This is a genomic window from Epilithonimonas bovis DSM 19482, assembly GCF_900108115.1.
GTDB lineage: Bacteria > Bacteroidota > Bacteroidia > Flavobacteriales > Weeksellaceae > Epilithonimonas > Epilithonimonas bovis.
This window is the reverse complement of record NZ_FTPU01000011.1, coordinates 28,197-43,542: the sequence shown is the minus strand read 5'-3', so window position 1 is coordinate 43,542 and position 15,346 is coordinate 28,197. Positions and strand designations below refer to the sequence as shown.

13 protein-coding genes are annotated in these 15,346 nt (G+C 40.4%); 8 read left to right on the top strand and 5 right to left on the bottom strand.

Annotated elements, in window-relative coordinates; translation table 11 throughout:
• Positions 1 to 35 precede the first annotated feature (35 nt).
• Positions 36 to 2,159 (top strand): Tex family protein, encoded by a 2,124-nt coding sequence (locus B0B05_RS06360; protein WP_076782826.1) that lies wholly within the window; start codon positions 36 to 38, stop codon positions 2,157 to 2,159.
• A 7-nt stretch (positions 2,160 to 2,166) separates the two neighbouring features.
• On the opposite strand, the gene B0B05_RS06355 is transcribed toward B0B05_RS06360, so the two are convergent.
• The 3 genes from B0B05_RS06355 to B0B05_RS06345 form a co-directional block, all read right to left on the bottom strand.
• Positions 2,167 to 2,808: an alpha/beta hydrolase gene (locus B0B05_RS06355; protein ID WP_076782825.1), complete on the bottom strand. Its 642-nt coding sequence runs from the start codon at positions 2,806 to 2,808 to the stop codon at positions 2,167 to 2,169.
• A gap of 81 nt (positions 2,809 to 2,889) precedes the next feature.
• Positions 2,890 to 3,456: a YceI family protein gene (locus B0B05_RS06350; protein ID WP_076782824.1), complete on the bottom strand. Its 567-nt coding sequence runs from the start codon at positions 3,454 to 3,456 to the stop codon at positions 2,890 to 2,892.
• Between the two features lie 167 nt (positions 3,457 to 3,623).
• Positions 3,624 to 4,220 (bottom strand): hypothetical protein, encoded by a 597-nt coding sequence (locus B0B05_RS06345; protein WP_076782823.1) that lies wholly within the window; start codon positions 4,218 to 4,220, stop codon positions 3,624 to 3,626.
• 142 nt (positions 4,221 to 4,362) lie between these two features.
• Here B0B05_RS06345 and B0B05_RS06340 point away from each other — a divergent pair, with 142 nt between their 5' ends.
• Positions 4,363 to 5,802 (top strand): DUF1800 domain-containing protein, encoded by a 1,440-nt coding sequence (locus B0B05_RS06340; RefSeq protein ID WP_245799229.1) that lies wholly within the window; start codon positions 4,363 to 4,365, stop codon positions 5,800 to 5,802.
• A 10-nt stretch (positions 5,803 to 5,812) separates the two neighbouring features.
• Entirely contained in the window at positions 5,813 to 7,009 is a 1,197-nt protein-coding gene (locus tag B0B05_RS06335; RefSeq protein WP_076782822.1) for a DUF1501 domain-containing protein, read from the top strand.
• A 76-nt stretch (positions 7,010 to 7,085) separates the two neighbouring features.
• Here the strand turns inward: B0B05_RS06335 and B0B05_RS06330 are convergent, their stop codons facing one another.
• Positions 7,086 to 8,108: a 3-oxoacyl-ACP synthase III family protein gene (locus B0B05_RS06330; RefSeq protein ID WP_076782821.1), complete on the bottom strand. Its 1,023-nt coding sequence runs from the start codon at positions 8,106 to 8,108 to the stop codon at positions 7,086 to 7,088.
• 272 nt (positions 8,109 to 8,380) lie between these two features.
• Here B0B05_RS06330 and B0B05_RS06325 point away from each other — a divergent pair, with 272 nt between their 5' ends.
• The 3 genes from B0B05_RS06325 to B0B05_RS16420 all read left to right on the top strand — a co-directional run bounded on the left by B0B05_RS06325 (position 8,381) and on the right by B0B05_RS16420 (position 10,448).
• A complete protein-coding gene (locus tag B0B05_RS06325) occupies positions 8,381 to 9,283 on the top strand; it encodes a magnesium transporter CorA family protein (protein WP_076782820.1) in 903 nt (300 codons plus the stop codon).
• Positions 9,277 to 10,203 (top strand): endonuclease/exonuclease/phosphatase family protein, encoded by a 927-nt coding sequence (locus tag B0B05_RS06320; RefSeq protein ID WP_076782819.1) that lies wholly within the window; start codon positions 9,277 to 9,279, stop codon positions 10,201 to 10,203. Before B0B05_RS06325 ends, B0B05_RS06320 begins: the two co-directional genes overlap by 7 nt.
• 74 nt (positions 10,204 to 10,277) lie before the next feature.
• Positions 10,278 to 10,448 (top strand): lmo0937 family membrane protein, encoded by a 171-nt coding sequence (locus B0B05_RS16420; RefSeq protein WP_027383282.1) that lies wholly within the window; start codon positions 10,278 to 10,280, stop codon positions 10,446 to 10,448.
• A 131-nt stretch (positions 10,449 to 10,579) separates the two neighbouring features.
• Here B0B05_RS16420 and cphA read toward each other — a convergent pair whose 3' ends face one another.
• A complete protein-coding gene (gene cphA / locus B0B05_RS06315) occupies positions 10,580 to 13,201 on the bottom strand; it encodes a cyanophycin synthetase (RefSeq protein WP_076782818.1) in 2,622 nt (873 codons plus the stop codon).
• A 301-nt stretch (positions 13,202 to 13,502) separates the two neighbouring features.
• Here cphA and B0B05_RS06310 point away from each other — a divergent pair, with 301 nt between their 5' ends.
• Together B0B05_RS06310 and B0B05_RS06305 are read left to right on the top strand one after the other, a co-directional pair.
• Complete coding sequence (locus B0B05_RS06310) at positions 13,503 to 14,399, top strand: cyanophycinase (RefSeq protein ID WP_076782817.1); 897 nt, start codon at positions 13,503 to 13,505, stop codon at positions 14,397 to 14,399.
• 96 nt (positions 14,400 to 14,495) lie between these two features.
• Entirely contained in the window at positions 14,496 to 15,338 is an 843-nt protein-coding gene (locus B0B05_RS06305) for an isoaspartyl peptidase/L-asparaginase (RefSeq protein ID WP_076782816.1), read from the top strand.
• Positions 15,339 to 15,346: the final 8 nt, after the last annotated feature.

Sequence of the window (15,346 nt, the reverse complement as noted above, 5' to 3'; positions counted from 1 at the left end):
AAAAAGTCTGTATTTTTGCCGTCTTATAATGCCTGATGAATAAGACAGAATATATCCAAAAACAACTGGAATTACCATCCAAAAGTATAGAGAGCACGCTTCAACTTTTGCAGGAAGACTGCACAATCCCCTTCATCGCTCGTTACCGGAAAGACCGCACAGGCAACCTGGATGAAGTCCAGATAGAAAAAATAGCCAAACTTAACAAGCAGTTTGAAGAAATCCTGAAACGCAAAGAAAGCATCCTAAAATCTATTGAGGAGCAGCATGCGCTTTCCGAAGAACTGCACCACAAAATAATACAGACCTTCGATTTACAAGAATTGGAGGATCTTTATCTGCCTTATAAAAAACGAAGAAAAACCAGAGCCGACACCGCCCGAGAAAAAGGACTTGAGCCATTGGCAAAATTGATCATGAGCCAGCGAGCAGATGACATCCAATATCAGGCAGAAAGATATATTAATAATGATATTGCAGATGCCGAAGAAGCATTGCAGGGCGCAAGAGATATCATCGCAGAATGGATTAATGAAAACCTTTTTGTCCGAAAAAACCTGCGCCGATTTTTTCAAAAAACGGCCATGATTGGATCTAAAGTGGTAAAATCCAAGAAAGAGGATGAGGCGGCTCAGAAATTTTCACAATATTTTGACTGGGAAGAATCTTTGGGAAGAATCCCGTCGCACCGGCTTCTCGCCATGTTGCGTGCAGAGCAGGAAGGTTTTGTAAAAGTGAGTATCAATACAGAAAAAGACGAGGCGCTGGAAATCATCGGGAGAGCCGTCCTCAAAAATCACAATCCGTCATCGGAACAGATCAGGCAGGCAGTGGCAGATTCTTATAAACGCCTACTGGAGCCAGCCATTTCTAACGAAGTATTGCAGGAAGCGAAACACAGAGCAGACTCCAAAGCGATTCAGGTTTTTTCTGACAACCTGCAACAGCTTCTGCTGGCTCCGCCTTTGGGTGAAAAACGGATTTTAGCCATAGATCCTGGTTACAGGACTGGTTGCAAAGTGGTTTGCCTGGATGAAAAGGGCGACCTCCTCCATAACGAAACCATCTATCCGCATGCGCCACAAAACGAAAGCGGGATGGCCATGAAAAAAATCCGCTCTATGGTGAATGCCTATCACATAGAAGCCATCTCTATCGGGAACGGAACCGCCCGCCGGGAAACCGAATTTTTTATCAAGAAAATTGCATTTGACAAGCCCATTCAGGTTTTTGTCGTGTCAGAAGCGGGTGCATCAGTCTATTCTGCAAGCAAAATTGCAAGAGATGAGTTTCCCAATTATGATGTGACGGTGCGTGGAGCCGTTTCTATTGGCCGCAGACTGGCAGATCCATTGGCAGAACTGGTGAAAATAGATCCAAAATCGATAGGTGTCGGGCAATATCAGCACGATGTAGACCAGGCAAAACTGAAAGAAGAATTGGATCAAACGGTCATTCGCTCGGTAAATTCGGTTGGGATTAACCTGAACACTGCCAGCAAATCTATCCTGAGTTACGTCTCGGGGATTGGTGAAAAAATGGCTGAGAATATTGTATTGTACCGATCAGAAAATGGTGCTTTTTCACAAAGGAAAGATCTTAAAAAAGTTCCCAGATTAGGGGAAAAAGCGTATCAGCAGGCGGCAGCATTTGTGAGGATCAAGAATGGGAAAAATCCGCTTGATAATTCGGCAGTGCATCCGGAAGCTTACCAAACCGTCGAAAAAATGGCCAAAGATTTGGGAATCAAAACAGATGAACTGATCGCCAACCATGATAAAATCAGAAAAATTAACCCTTATTTATATGCGACCGAAGAGATTGGTATTCTCAGCATCCGCGATATCTTGAAAGAACTTGAAAAACCAGGCCTTGACCCAAGGAAAGCAGCCAAAGTTTTTGAATTTGATGCCAATGTAAAATCAATTAAGGATGTAAAACCCGGCATGATCCTGCCCGGCATCGTTAATAATATTACCGCATTTGGATGTTTTGTGGATCTTGGGATCAAGGAGAGTGGCCTTGTACACATTTCCCAGCTGAAAGATGGTTTTGTTTCTGATGTAAATGAGGTCGTAAAGCTGCATCAGCACATCCAGGTAAAAGTAACCGAAGTAGATGAGGCCCGAAAAAGAATCCAACTGACAATGGTCTTTTAAATGATTTTTAAACAAAAATAGTTTTAAGGATATCGGAAACCTGTTTGGCTTTGGTTGCAGGAAAGAGATGTGTGGCATTTTTTATCACATAATCCGGCCGCGAATTTTTGAGTGGAAAAACAATGTCCCGGTCTCCCATAATCTGGATAACATCATCTATAGCATCAAATCGCCAGGCGGAAATTTTATCTACAGACCATTTGAGATAATAAGGATCTCTTACCCGAAAATATTGTAGCAATGCAGGATTTTTGGGATCGAAAAGTTTGCGGAAGAAGGTGTAGAAAGCGGCACTGTTTTCATTAAAAAGCCGAACAGGCAGGTATTTGGTAAGATGCGTGACTTCTCCCAGTTTGATAAGCCGGGATTTTTCTTTATCTGAACGGATGCTTCCCAGTATTACTACTTTTTTTGCCGGTTTTATCTTATGGATCTCCTGCACAATAATCCCTCCGAAAGAATATCCCATCAGGTAAAAATCCTCGGTATTATCTATACAATCGGCCATCCTCCCGATATAATGGTGAAATTCTTCGTCTTTTTCCGGGATCAGCCAGGAGATATGCACCGGCTGAATATTGGGATTAAAGCTCAGTTTTTCCAGGACTTTTTCGTCTGCACCAAGTCCACTTATGATGTATAATTTCAATTTCTATGTTTATTTTATGCCAAAGTTAAGAACAAAAAAGAGCAGAAAAAATCTGCTCTTTAAAATTTATGATCGGTAAAATTATTTTACAGTAATTTTAATCTTCATATCAACATCATCTTTTACCAGTGCATCTTGCATGGCAGCTTTGTAAGCCACATCAAATTTTTGTCTGTCAAAAGAGAATTTATCAGACTCTAATGTGATTATACCTTTGTTAGAAGTGATTTTTGCCGGGAAAGAAACCGGATTGGTTTTACCTTTCACAGTCAGATTTCCGTTGACTACAAAGTTATAATCTTTGTTTGTATTTTTCTTTACAGAAGTGATTTTATATGTTGCTGTAGGATATTTTTCAACTTCGAAAAAATCACCATTTTTAAGATGTCCTTCTAATTTTGTTTTGCCTTCTCCGGAAAGGTCTGTAGCGCTGATAGTTGTCATATCCAAAACGAAATCACCACCGACTACTGCGCCATTTTTCAGAACAAGGTTTCCTGATTTCACTTTTACGGTTCCGTCATGAGAAGAAGCCTCTGTTTTAGCTATTTTATAACCCCACCAGTGTACATCAGAACCTATAACTTTTTTCGTCTGTCCAAATGCCAGTCCGCTGGCCAACACGGCAAGTAATAATACTTTTTTCATTTTTTAAATAATTTAATTGCACAAATTTACTTAGAATGATTCAAAATTAAATTGATTTATGATAACTTTTAAATAAAAAAATTAACGCTCTCATTATTCATGAAAGCGTTAATATGACATAGTTTAATTTTAATGTTTTAGCAATCTTTATGATATTAAAACATTTTTTATTTTCCTAAAGGAATGTTGTAACCAAATCCAACACCGATTGCACCGGCATTGTATTTTTGATCTCCAATCTGTCCCTTGTCACCTGTAAAGGTTTTGTTATACTGTACAAAGAAGTTCCAGTCACGGTTATGATATCCAATTTCCGGCTTGATGTAAAAACCGCCATCAGGTCTGTCAACATTATTATATGCTACATTAGTTGGGTTTGTACTTGATGCCACTTTATCATCACCTACGATAAAACCGTAACCTAAGTCAGCTCCAAAATAGAAACCTGTTTGTTTAGGATAAATTCTGAAAAGTGCTGCAACAGGTATTACACCAAAATCGTTATTTTTTACGTCAACGCCGTTTATAGTCCTATCTTTTGCAAAATAATGGTTATAACCAGTAGCGATACCTAAACCAAAACCAGGCGTAATCAGATTTTGGTAAGACAAATCAACACCGAGGTTTGCCGCTGTATTACCGCCTGTAGAAACACCACCGTTAAGACCTACTTTGAACATATTAGTCATATCCGAACTTTGAGCTGAAGCAACTCCGCCAACCAAAATCCCTAGTCCTAATACCAACTGCTTTAAAGTTTTCATATTTTTAAATTTTAAATTTTACAAAGGTCTTCATTGTAAATACCGTGCCAAAGCATACCTTTTGTTTGACAAATCTAACACAGCATTTAACAAGCGTCTAATTTTCAGTTAATTAATTTTAAATTACTATTAAATTCTGTTAATGACAGCCGGAATTCGTTTTGTCATGTTTAACTATGCTGTAACAATCAACTCCAACTGTCATAATCTTTACCTTATGAATAACTTTCTCAAAAATAAACATTTGATTTCCAGAGCGGGTTTTGGTATCCATCATAACGATATTGAGAAATATAAAAATAGAAGCCCAAAGGATTTTTACAAAGAAATCAGTAACACTGGCGATTACCATATTCTGCAAACCGATATAGCAGGCCTCAGCCCCGAAGAATATCAAGAACTCGCTAAGGCTGTTGATAAAAAGCCTGTTAACCTTTTCAACAAAAATTATAATAATGCTGTTAAAAAATCCTGGCACGAGGAGATGATAAAAAGTCCTAGCCAGCTTCAGGAGAAAATGGCCCTGTTCTGGCACGGCCATTTTGCCACAAGAATCCAGCAGGCGCTTTTTAATAAGGAGATTATCGAGATTTTCAGAAAAAATGCGCTCGGAAACTTCCGCGACCTGGTTTTCGCTGTTTCAAAATCTGCAGCGATGCTTAATTTCCTCAACAACCAACAGAATAAAAAAGCCAATCCCAACGAGAATTTTGCCCGAGAACTGATGGAATTATTTACCCTGGGAAGAGGGCAGTATACCGAAAAAGACATCCGTGAATCTGCAAGGGCTTTCACGGGCTGGAGTTATAACGGGCTTGGCGAATTTACAGATAATAAAAAGCAACACGATACCGGCGAAAAAGAATTTTTGGGTAAAACCGACAATTTTGACGGTGCTGATATCATCAATATTATTTTAGAAAAGCCGGCCTGCGCAGAATTTATAACCGGAAAGATCTACCAGTTTTATGTAAATGAAGATCCTGATGAAAAACTCATCAAATCCTTAAGCCAAAAATTCTACCAATCTAATTATGACATCATGGCACTGATGGATGAGATCTTCTTATCCGACTGGTTTTATTCAGAAAAAAACATTGGGGCTAAAGTAAAATCTCCGGTAGAGCTGATTGTAGGCATCAGGCGTATTTTACCAATGGATTTGCAAAACCGCGACATCGTCTACAATTTTGAAAAACTCTTGGGCCAGGAACTCCTACAACCGCCCAATGTTGCAGGCTGGCCAAGCGGTGCCGCATGGATAGACGCCTCTACCCTATTGCTCAGAATGAAAATCCCGGCGGTAATAGCTGGCTACAAAACGCTGGATATTGAGCCAAAAGCCAATGATGATGTCAATATGGGAAAATCCGACCAAAATATAGTGGTTAATAAAAAACAAAATACCATTACCATCCATTGGGAAAGTATGGCGAAGATACTAGATCAGGACCTTTTTAATCTGTTGCTTGCCAATCCAGATAAAAGTCTGGAAAAGCTGATTGCACAATTCAATACAGAAAAGAGCAAAAAACACCTGATGATCAGTATCATGTCAACTCCAGACTATCAACTTTGCTAAAAACAATGCTATGATTATCAACAGAAAAACCTTTATAAAAACCAGCAGCCTTGCCGCCGCTTCTTTCCTTTTCCCCAACTTTCTCAAAGCTCTGACGTTGCCGGAAGCAATTGCCATGAATGGGAAAACACTGATTATTCTTCAGTTGTCCGGCGGTAATGATGGCCTCAACACGATTATCCCTGTGAAAAACGACATCTATTATAAAGTGAGAAATCAGATTTCTATCAAAGAGAATGATGCGTTTCGCTTGACAGATGAGGCAGGGATTAATCCCAACTTAAAATTCTTCAAAGAACTATATGATAACGGCGAACTGGCAGTGATGAATAACGTTGGCTATCCCGATCCCAATAAATCCCATTTCCGGAGTATGGATATTTGGCAATCCGCCAGTGCCAGCAATCAGTTCATCAATACCGGATGGCTTGGGCGTTATCTGGATGAAGCCTGCCACAATTGCCAAAAGCCAACACAAGCTATTGAAATTGACGATCTGCTGAGCCTGGCGATGAAGGGCGACAATAACAAAGCCATTGCCTTCCGAGATCCGAAAAAACTGTATGATAACAGCCAGGAGACGCTTTATAAAAAACTGGCAGCAGACAACCATGACCACGAGCATCATCTTGCATCTTATCTCTATAACACTCTGGGGAACGCCATCAGCAATTCGGGTTACATTTTTGAAGAAAGCGAGGCAAAACCTACCGATAAAACCTATCCCAATACCCAAATTGGTAAAGATTTCCAAACCATTGCATCACTCATCAAGTCGGATATCAATACCCAGGTTTACTACCTGTCTACAGGTAGTTTTGATACGCATACCAACCAAAACAGCAGGCAAAATCAGTTATTTAAAAATATCAGTGACGCGGTCGAGATTTTTACAAAGGATATAAAGGAGAATGGGAAATTCCAAGATGTGATGATCATGACTTTTTCTGAGTTTGGCCGCCGCGTGGCTCAGAATGCCAGTAACGGAACCGACCATGGCACTGCCAATCAGATGTTTTTCATAAGTGGCAGCCTGAAGAAAAAAGGTTTACTGAATACACTTCCTGATCTCGAAAACCTTAGCTATGGTGACTTGATCTATACCGAAGATTTCCGAAAAATATATGCTACCATCCTAAAAAAATGGCTCCATTCTGACGATCAAAAAATCCTTGGAAAACCCAATGGCTATTATGATTTTATTTAAAAGAATGATTTAGAAAATGATAAAAACAAAACCCGAAGAGGAGACTTCGGGTTTTAATATGATTTATAATCATAAATTAATATTCAAAAAGGACGCTTCCCCATGTAAAACCGCTACCAAAAGCAGACATACAAACGAGGTCGCCACGCTTCATACGCCCTTCCTGGATGGCTTCGCTTAGCGCAATCGGGATAGATGCAGCGGTGGTATTACCATAGTTCTGGATATTGATAAACACTTTCTCATCCGGCAGATGCAGCAATTGCTGAACATACTGCGCAATCCTGATATTGGCCTGATGCGGAATTAAAAGATCCAAATCTTCTATCGATTTTCCGGCTTTTTCCAGAGCTTCCATAATGGTTTCAGGAAAACGGGTTACCGCATGTTTGAAGACAAAATTACCATTCATTACAGGATAAATATCTTCCGGCTTGATAGAATCCGGATTAGTAAGAAGCGTATCGCTCCAGCCTAATTTGGTGCCCGGGAATTTCACCGCCAGTTCCTCTGCATATTTCCCTTCCGAATGCATATTAACAGAGAGAATACCACTCTTGTTATCGTCCTCGGATGCCGATAAAACCACAGCGCCGGCACCGTCTCCGAAAATAACAGAAACACCACGGCTGCGGTCTGTAAAATCAAGGCCAAAGGAATGGATCTCTGCTCCTACAACCAGAACATTTTTATACAGCCCTGATTTTATAAAAGCGTCTGCCACACTCATGGCATATACAAAGCCAGAACATTGGTTTCTGACGTCCAGCGCGCCAATAGTACCACAACCCAGCATGTCCTGCAAAAGCACGCCGGACCCCGGGAAAAAGTAATCCGGTGATAGGGTTGCAAAAACAATATAATCGATGTCTTTAGCTGTAAGATTGGCATTTTTAAGAGCGATTTCTGAAGCTTTCAGGCCGTAGAACGATGTTGTTTCTTCTGCATCTGTACGGTTTTTGCGGTGTCGTCTTTCTTTGATACCAGTTCTCTCGGTAATCCACTCATCGTTGGTGGTCATCAGTTGAGAAAGATCATCATTGGTTACTATATTTTCCGGTACATAATGTCCTACACCAGCTATCACACTTTTAAACATTTCTCTGATTTCAAAAATTCCCGGCAAAAATAATTATTTTATTTAATACATAAGGTTTTAATTAATAAAATCATAATCTGCAATTAATCATCAGCGATGTCAAAAGCCATTTTTTTGGAGATTATTGGCCTCTAATCGATAAGAGAAAATTTTCACCAGCAATTAACACTTCCACATCTCCGACTGACTTTTCGGCGAACCGCACCTGAAAATATGGCTGAAGAAAACTGAAAAATTATCATATTTATCCGGATTTTATTTAGATTTGTTATATGCCAATAGAACAGAAATACAAACATGCCAATTGGGAATGGCTAGACGTTATTGCACCAACCGAAGAAGACCTGCAGTTTTTGCACGAGCGTTACCATATTAATGAAATGCTTCTGGAAGACACTATTGATCCTAATCACCTCCCAAAATATGAGGAAGTAGATCAGGTAAAATTCTTCCTGACGCGGGAATCCACAGACCTTGAGCGGCGTGCTCTCAACAATATCAGCGATATCAGCAGCAAGCTGGGCATTTTTTTGGTTCCCGGCCTTATCATTACCATGCACAGAGCTCAAAGCAAAAGTATCAATAAGGTCTATGAAGAATTACTGAAAGAAAAGCCTGATGATATCACACGGGACAGACTGGCATTGCGGCTGGCTCTAAAGATTATTAAAACCTTTGATGATGAGAGCAACACGCTCCTTGAGATAATGGATGCTATAGAAAATGAAATTTTCCTTAAAAATACCAATCAAACCAACCAGATCCGAAGGCTTTATAACTTAAAGAGGAAATCCGGCCTTAATACCCGTATCCTGAATATCTCTGCAGAATGGATCACCAAATTTAAAAATCTTGATTTGCAGGAAGTTGAAGTAATGGACCTGCTGGACAAGCAAAAAGATGTGATTGCAGATTTTGACCATGTCAACGCCCAGACCGTCAACCTCATCTCTATGTTTTTGGCCCTGTCTGACCAAAAGGCCAATCAGGTGATGAAACTCCTGGCTATCTATTCTGTTTATTTTTTACCAATCACCTTTATAGCAGGCATCTACGGGATGAACTTTGACAACATGCCGGAACTGCACCACAAAAACGGCTACTATTTTACTCTTGGGCTTATGCTGTTGATTGTCGTAATAACTTTTATTTATATGCGCCGGAAAAGATGGTAGATCAGGCAGCATCCGAGATCCTGATGTTCTACAATACCGAGAATTTTTATCCGCCAGACAAAGATGACCTTCCGAATTGTGGGATGCGGAATTGGGATGATTACAAATATAAGCTCAAACTCCACAAAATAGGGCAGGTTTTTAACCTTATCAACGATAATTATAATGGACAGCCTGCGTTAATTGGTTTGGCAGAGATTGGTGACCTATCGGTTTTGGAAGATCTTGTCAGTCAAAATTCAGTTATAAAAGATTATGGAATCATATATCAAAAATCTGCAGATCCCAGAAATCTAAGCGTTGCAATATTATACAACTCATCCGTTTTCTCATTGGTGAATTTCCAGGTATTACGGTTTCACCAGGATAACCAAAACGATATCGGAACCCGCGATATTCTGCATGCGGAAATGCTATACAAAGGAAAAACACTACACACCTTCGTACTACATCTGCCATCCAAAAGGGATCGGGATGCAAAAAAAGATCTGCGGCACCACATTTTGGGACAGTTAAAGGAAACTGTGCAAAATCTGATGAAAAATAATGAGGAAGTTATTATTATGGGCGATTTCAATGAAGATCCCGACAGCGAAATTCTACAGCAATTCCTACATTGTAAAAATAAGGACAGAATACTGGAAAACCCTTTCATAAAATTTTTTGAAGCTGGTCATTTCTCCACCTACCATGGCAAAAAGGGTACTTGTTTTGACCAGATTATTTTTACCGACAGCTTGTGCACGACATTCGGATTTAATGTAATCGAAACAGATATTTGCCGATCGGAAAAACTGAGGAATAAAGACTGCAAAAACAGTCAATATCCTTACAGGACTTATTCCGGATCGAGATATATGGGCGGTTACAGCGATCATTTCCCTGTTGTTATAAAATTATTGCAAAATCCACAACCATAATACGTTTTGATTTATAAAAAAGAAAGGACACAGATTATGCTTATAACAGTATATCACATCAAAAATTTATTATTATGAGAAATCTGTTATGGCTTGTCGCCGTTATCTGCATCGTAGTCTGGCTCTTAGGAATGTTGGGAATTGTTCCCGGCATGAGTACGGGATATCTTGTCCATGTACTTTTGGTAATTGCCGTTATTGTAGTATTGTTTAATATTATCTCCGGCAGAAAACCACTGGATTAATAATACTAATCTCTATTCAAAAAAACAAATGACAGTCTCAAAAATAAGACTGTCATTTTTATTTACCGTAACGGATTATTTATTAAATTGATAATCATCAGCTGGTGCTTTTCGAAGCTTATTTAAGATTTTCACTGTTCATCCAACAGTTCTCTGGCCTGATATTCCTGAACGATTTCTATAGCATTATTAATCACATCACTCAGCGCAGTAATAAAAGTGCCTTCCTCTGCCAGGCTCATGGCATGCTTAAGGGCATCAATCTCTTTTGGGATAATCTCATAACTCACATTATTCCCGGAGCTGTGGATCCCATCAATAATCAACCCATTGATCTCATCCTCTGTACGGCCCCTAAGATGTTTCTCGTTGCGGATGATGATATGATCAAACATCCTTGCAGCAATTTTACCACACTCACGGATATCACTGTCGCGCCGGTCACCAACGCCGGAGATAATACCTATTTTTTTGTTTGATTCTACATTTTTCAGATAATCTTCAATCGCTTCATAGCCTGCAGGATTGTGGGCAAAGTCAATCATGACTTTGAAATTTTTAAAATTAAAGACATTCAGCCTGCCCGGCGTCAACTGTGCACTTGGGATAAAAGTGGTGAGCGCCAATGCAATATTAGGAATCTCAAACCCATAAACATAAGCCGCCAAAGATGCTGCTAAAACGTTCGCAATCATAAATCTGGCTTTGCCGTCCATGGTAATCGGAATATTCTTAACGCGCTCGATCCTGATTTTCCATTCTCCTTTTTTGATGGTCACAAATCCTTCTTCGTATACACAGGTTACCTTGCCTTCTTTCGCAAATTTTTTGATATGCGGATTATTTTCATCCAGGCTGAATAATGCCACCTTAGAATGCAGGTCGTTCATAATCCTCATAGAATAGTCATCATCGGCATTCAGGATACACCAGCCATCTTTTTTCACGCTGTCCAGCACCACTCTTTTTACACGGGTCAAATCCTTCAGGTTATGGATATCGCTGATCCCCAGGTGATCTTCTTTGATATTCGTTAAAACGCCAATATCACAGGTTCCAAATCCAAGCCCCGAACGCAGGATTCCGCCTCGTGCGGTTTCCAGCACTGCGAATTCAACCGTCGGGTCTTTCAGGATAAATTCAGCAGACAAAGGTCCTGTTGTATCGCCTCTTTCAAGCAGTGTGTTGTGGATATAGATCCCGTCCGAAGTGGTAAAACCAACCCGTTTGCCATTATTTTTCACAATATGCGCCAAGAGCCTTGTAGTAGTAGTTTTCCCGTTGGTCCCCGTCAAAGCAATAATCGGAATCCTGAATTCTTTTCCCGGTGGATAAAGCATGTCCACCACCGGCGCGGCTACGTTTCTTGGCAAACCTTCGCTTGGCGCCAGATGCATCCGGAAACCGGGAGCCGCATTCACTTCCAGGATGGCGCCGCCACTTTCTTTTAGTGGCTGAGTAAGATTTTCCGCCATAATATCGATACCGCAGACATCCAAACCTATTATTCTGGAGATACGCTCTGCCATCTGGATATTCTCGGGGTGAATCATATCTGTCACATCAATTGACGTCCCGCCTGTGGAGAGGTTAGCCGTAGATTTAAGGTACACAATTTCGCCTTTTTGCGGAACTGTTTCTAAGGTATAATTAAGTTTTGCGAGCAATTCATTGGTATCTTTGTCTACCTCTATTTCTGTCAGAACATTTTCATGGCCATAGCCTCTTCTTGGGTCTTCATTTTCTTTATCTATGAGTTGCTGAAGATTAAGCTCACCATCGCCCATCACATGGGCGGGAACACGCCTTGCAGCAGCAACCATCCGATGATCAATCACCAGCACCCGGAAATCATACCCCGTAATGTATTTTTCTACAATCACTTTTCTGGAGTATTTTTGAGCGTGCTCTAATCCTACCAGAGCCGTTTCATAATCTTTTACATTAATAGAAGCACCTTTCCCATGATTCCCGTCCAGCGGTTTCAGCACAAGCGGATAGCCTATTTTCTTAATCACCCGTTGCAAGCCTTCTTCATCCAGCACCAAGTCTCCGGAAGGTACAGGGATGGCTGCATCTTCCAACATTTTTTTTGTCAGTTCTTTGTTGCAGGCAATATCCACCGCAATACAACTGGTGTTACCTGTGATAGTTGCCTGAAAACGCTGCTGATTGATTCCGTAACCTAATTGTACCAATGAGTTTTTCCCCAATCTGATCCACGGGATTTTTCTGGAGGCCGCTTCCTCTACAATACTTCCGGTGGAAGGGCCCAGCCTTTCGCGTTCACGGATCTCTTTCAGTGTCTGGATGCAGGCATTGATGTCATAATCCGTTGCGTTCATCAATGATTCTGCGATTTTTACCGCTTCCTCTGCTGCGTAGACACCTGCACTTTCCTCGATATAATTAAACACAACATTATAAGTTCCCGGTGTTTTGGTCTCACGGGTTCTTCCAAAACCAACATCCATCCCTGCCAGCGTTTGGATTTCCAGTGCAATATGCTCTATCACATGCCCCATCCATGTTCCCATCTCCACGCGTTTAAAAAATCCACCTTCTGTACCTTCGGAACATCGGTGGGTGTACATTGATGGCAAAAGCGTCTCTATCCTTTCCCTAAATCCCGGGATTTTATTGGTTGGTGTATGCTCTGTCTCTTCCAGATCCAGACGCATCTGGATGAGTTTTTTTCGGGTGATGCTCCAGATATTAGGCCCTCTCAGAACCTGAATTTTTTCTATTTTCATATGTAGTCAGAAGATGGTTGATAATAAAAACCTCGGTATCAGAAATATCCAAGGTTAGGACAGATAATGGTCACTTGATCCATCAACTTTATCAAAGATAATGCAAAATGTAATTAAATCGGAAATAAATATTGCATGATCACAAGTATCTTTCATTGTTGACTTATGATTTTTAAAAATATATTAATCTGTATAATTATTTATACAAATGAGATGTAAAAAGATGAAATTTTGAATTATTATTTGTGATTTTTCCTTTTTAGAAAGCCTTATTCTGTAATGATTTGCTATTTTTGTTAATATGAAATCAAAAGGAAAACTAGTCATCATTGGCGGTGCTGTAAACAAAGGAAGTTTTACAGAAATCAGTTATGACCAAAATGTTGAAAAAAACCTCAACTTTTTTGAAAGAGGAATCCTCAGAAAAATCATTGATGAGTCTAAGAAAAAAGAAAATTCTGTTATAGAAGTTATTACGACCGCTTCGCAGATCCCTGATATTGTGGGGCCGGAATACAAGAAAGCATTTGAATATCTCGGCAACAAAAACTGCAACATCCTGAATATCCAAAACCGTGAGCAGGCCAATAGCGATGCTATTGTAGCCAGAGTTAGCGCGGCAGATGTGGTGATGTTTACAGGTGGCGACCAGCTCCGTTTAACCTCTATCCTCGGTGGAACAAGATTCCACGATGCTATTCTGACCAAATACCAAACCGAAGATTTTATCTATGCCGGAACTTCTGCCGGAGCAGCGGCGGCTTCTGAAAATATGATCTATCAGGGTTCCAGTTCCGAAGCCTTGTTAAAGGGCGAAATCAAAACAACGCAAGGCCTTGGTTTTATAGAGAATGTGATTATTGACACGCATTTTGTACAGCGCGGCAGAATCGGAAGGCTTTTCCAAGCGGTTGTGAACAATCCGAGAACATTAGGAATCGGCCTTGGAGAAGACACCGGGCTTTTTATTGATGATGATAAAATGACCGCTATTGGTTCCGGCCTTGTAATTATCGTGGATGGCCTACAGATCAAAGATACCAATCTTACTAATATCGAGTTGGGACAGCCTATTTCCATCAAAAATATGATTGTGGATGTTTTGTCTATGAATGATACTTTTGATCTCAAAACCAGAGAAATGACTATTGTTAATTCGCAATATAATCCCATCCCTCAGGTGAATCCTGAAGACTGAAGTTGATCTGTATTGTCCCATTTAGAATATCAATTTCACAAAAAAAATGTGAGCCTAAAGTTCTAGAAGACCCTATAAAAATTTAAACTCCATCCAATGAAAATAATCATCCACGGCGGATTTTTCTCCGAAAGCAGCCAAAGCCACGACGTGAAACTGGCAAAACAAAACTCATTAAAAGCTATTGCTAAAAAAGCCTTTGAGTTTTTGAAAGACAATTCGGCGTTTGACACTGTGGCTTATGCGGTATCATTACTGGAAGATGATGAGCTCTATAATGCTGGGATTGGTTCTCAAATCCAGAGTGATGGTGTGATAAGAATGAGTGCGGCCATCATGAACGGCGAAACGCAAAAAATGAGTGGTGTTATCAATATTCAGGATGTGAAAAATCCGGTTTTTGTGGCAAAAGAGCTCATCAACGAGGATGACCGAATCCTGGGAGGAAAAGGAGCTAAAGAATATGCCGAACAACATGGGTTCCAAAATTTTTCGACTGAAATCCCTCAGCGTAGAAAGGAATATGAAGATAAAATAAAGTCCGGAGGCAAAGGGACGGTTGGCGCTGTCGCGATTGATAAGGAAGGCAAATTGGCCGTTGCAACATCCACAGGCGGTAAAGGTTTTGAAATCCCGGGCAGAATCTCCGATTCTGCCACCGTTGCAGGAAATTACGCCAATCAATATTGTGCTGTGAGCTGCACCGGCGTTGGCGAAGATATCGTGAGCAATGCAACCGCGGCAAAAATTGTAACACGGGTTACAGATGGCCTCTCGATAGAAAATGCTTTTGACAGAACCTTTGAAGAACTTAAACAGATTGACGGATTTGCCGGCGCTATTGGTATTGATTCAGAGGGGACCGTTTACCATCAGGATTCTTATCCTACCATGGTTTTTGCCAGTTTTGACGGAGAAGATTTTGAGGTTTTTGAGTAATCTCAATA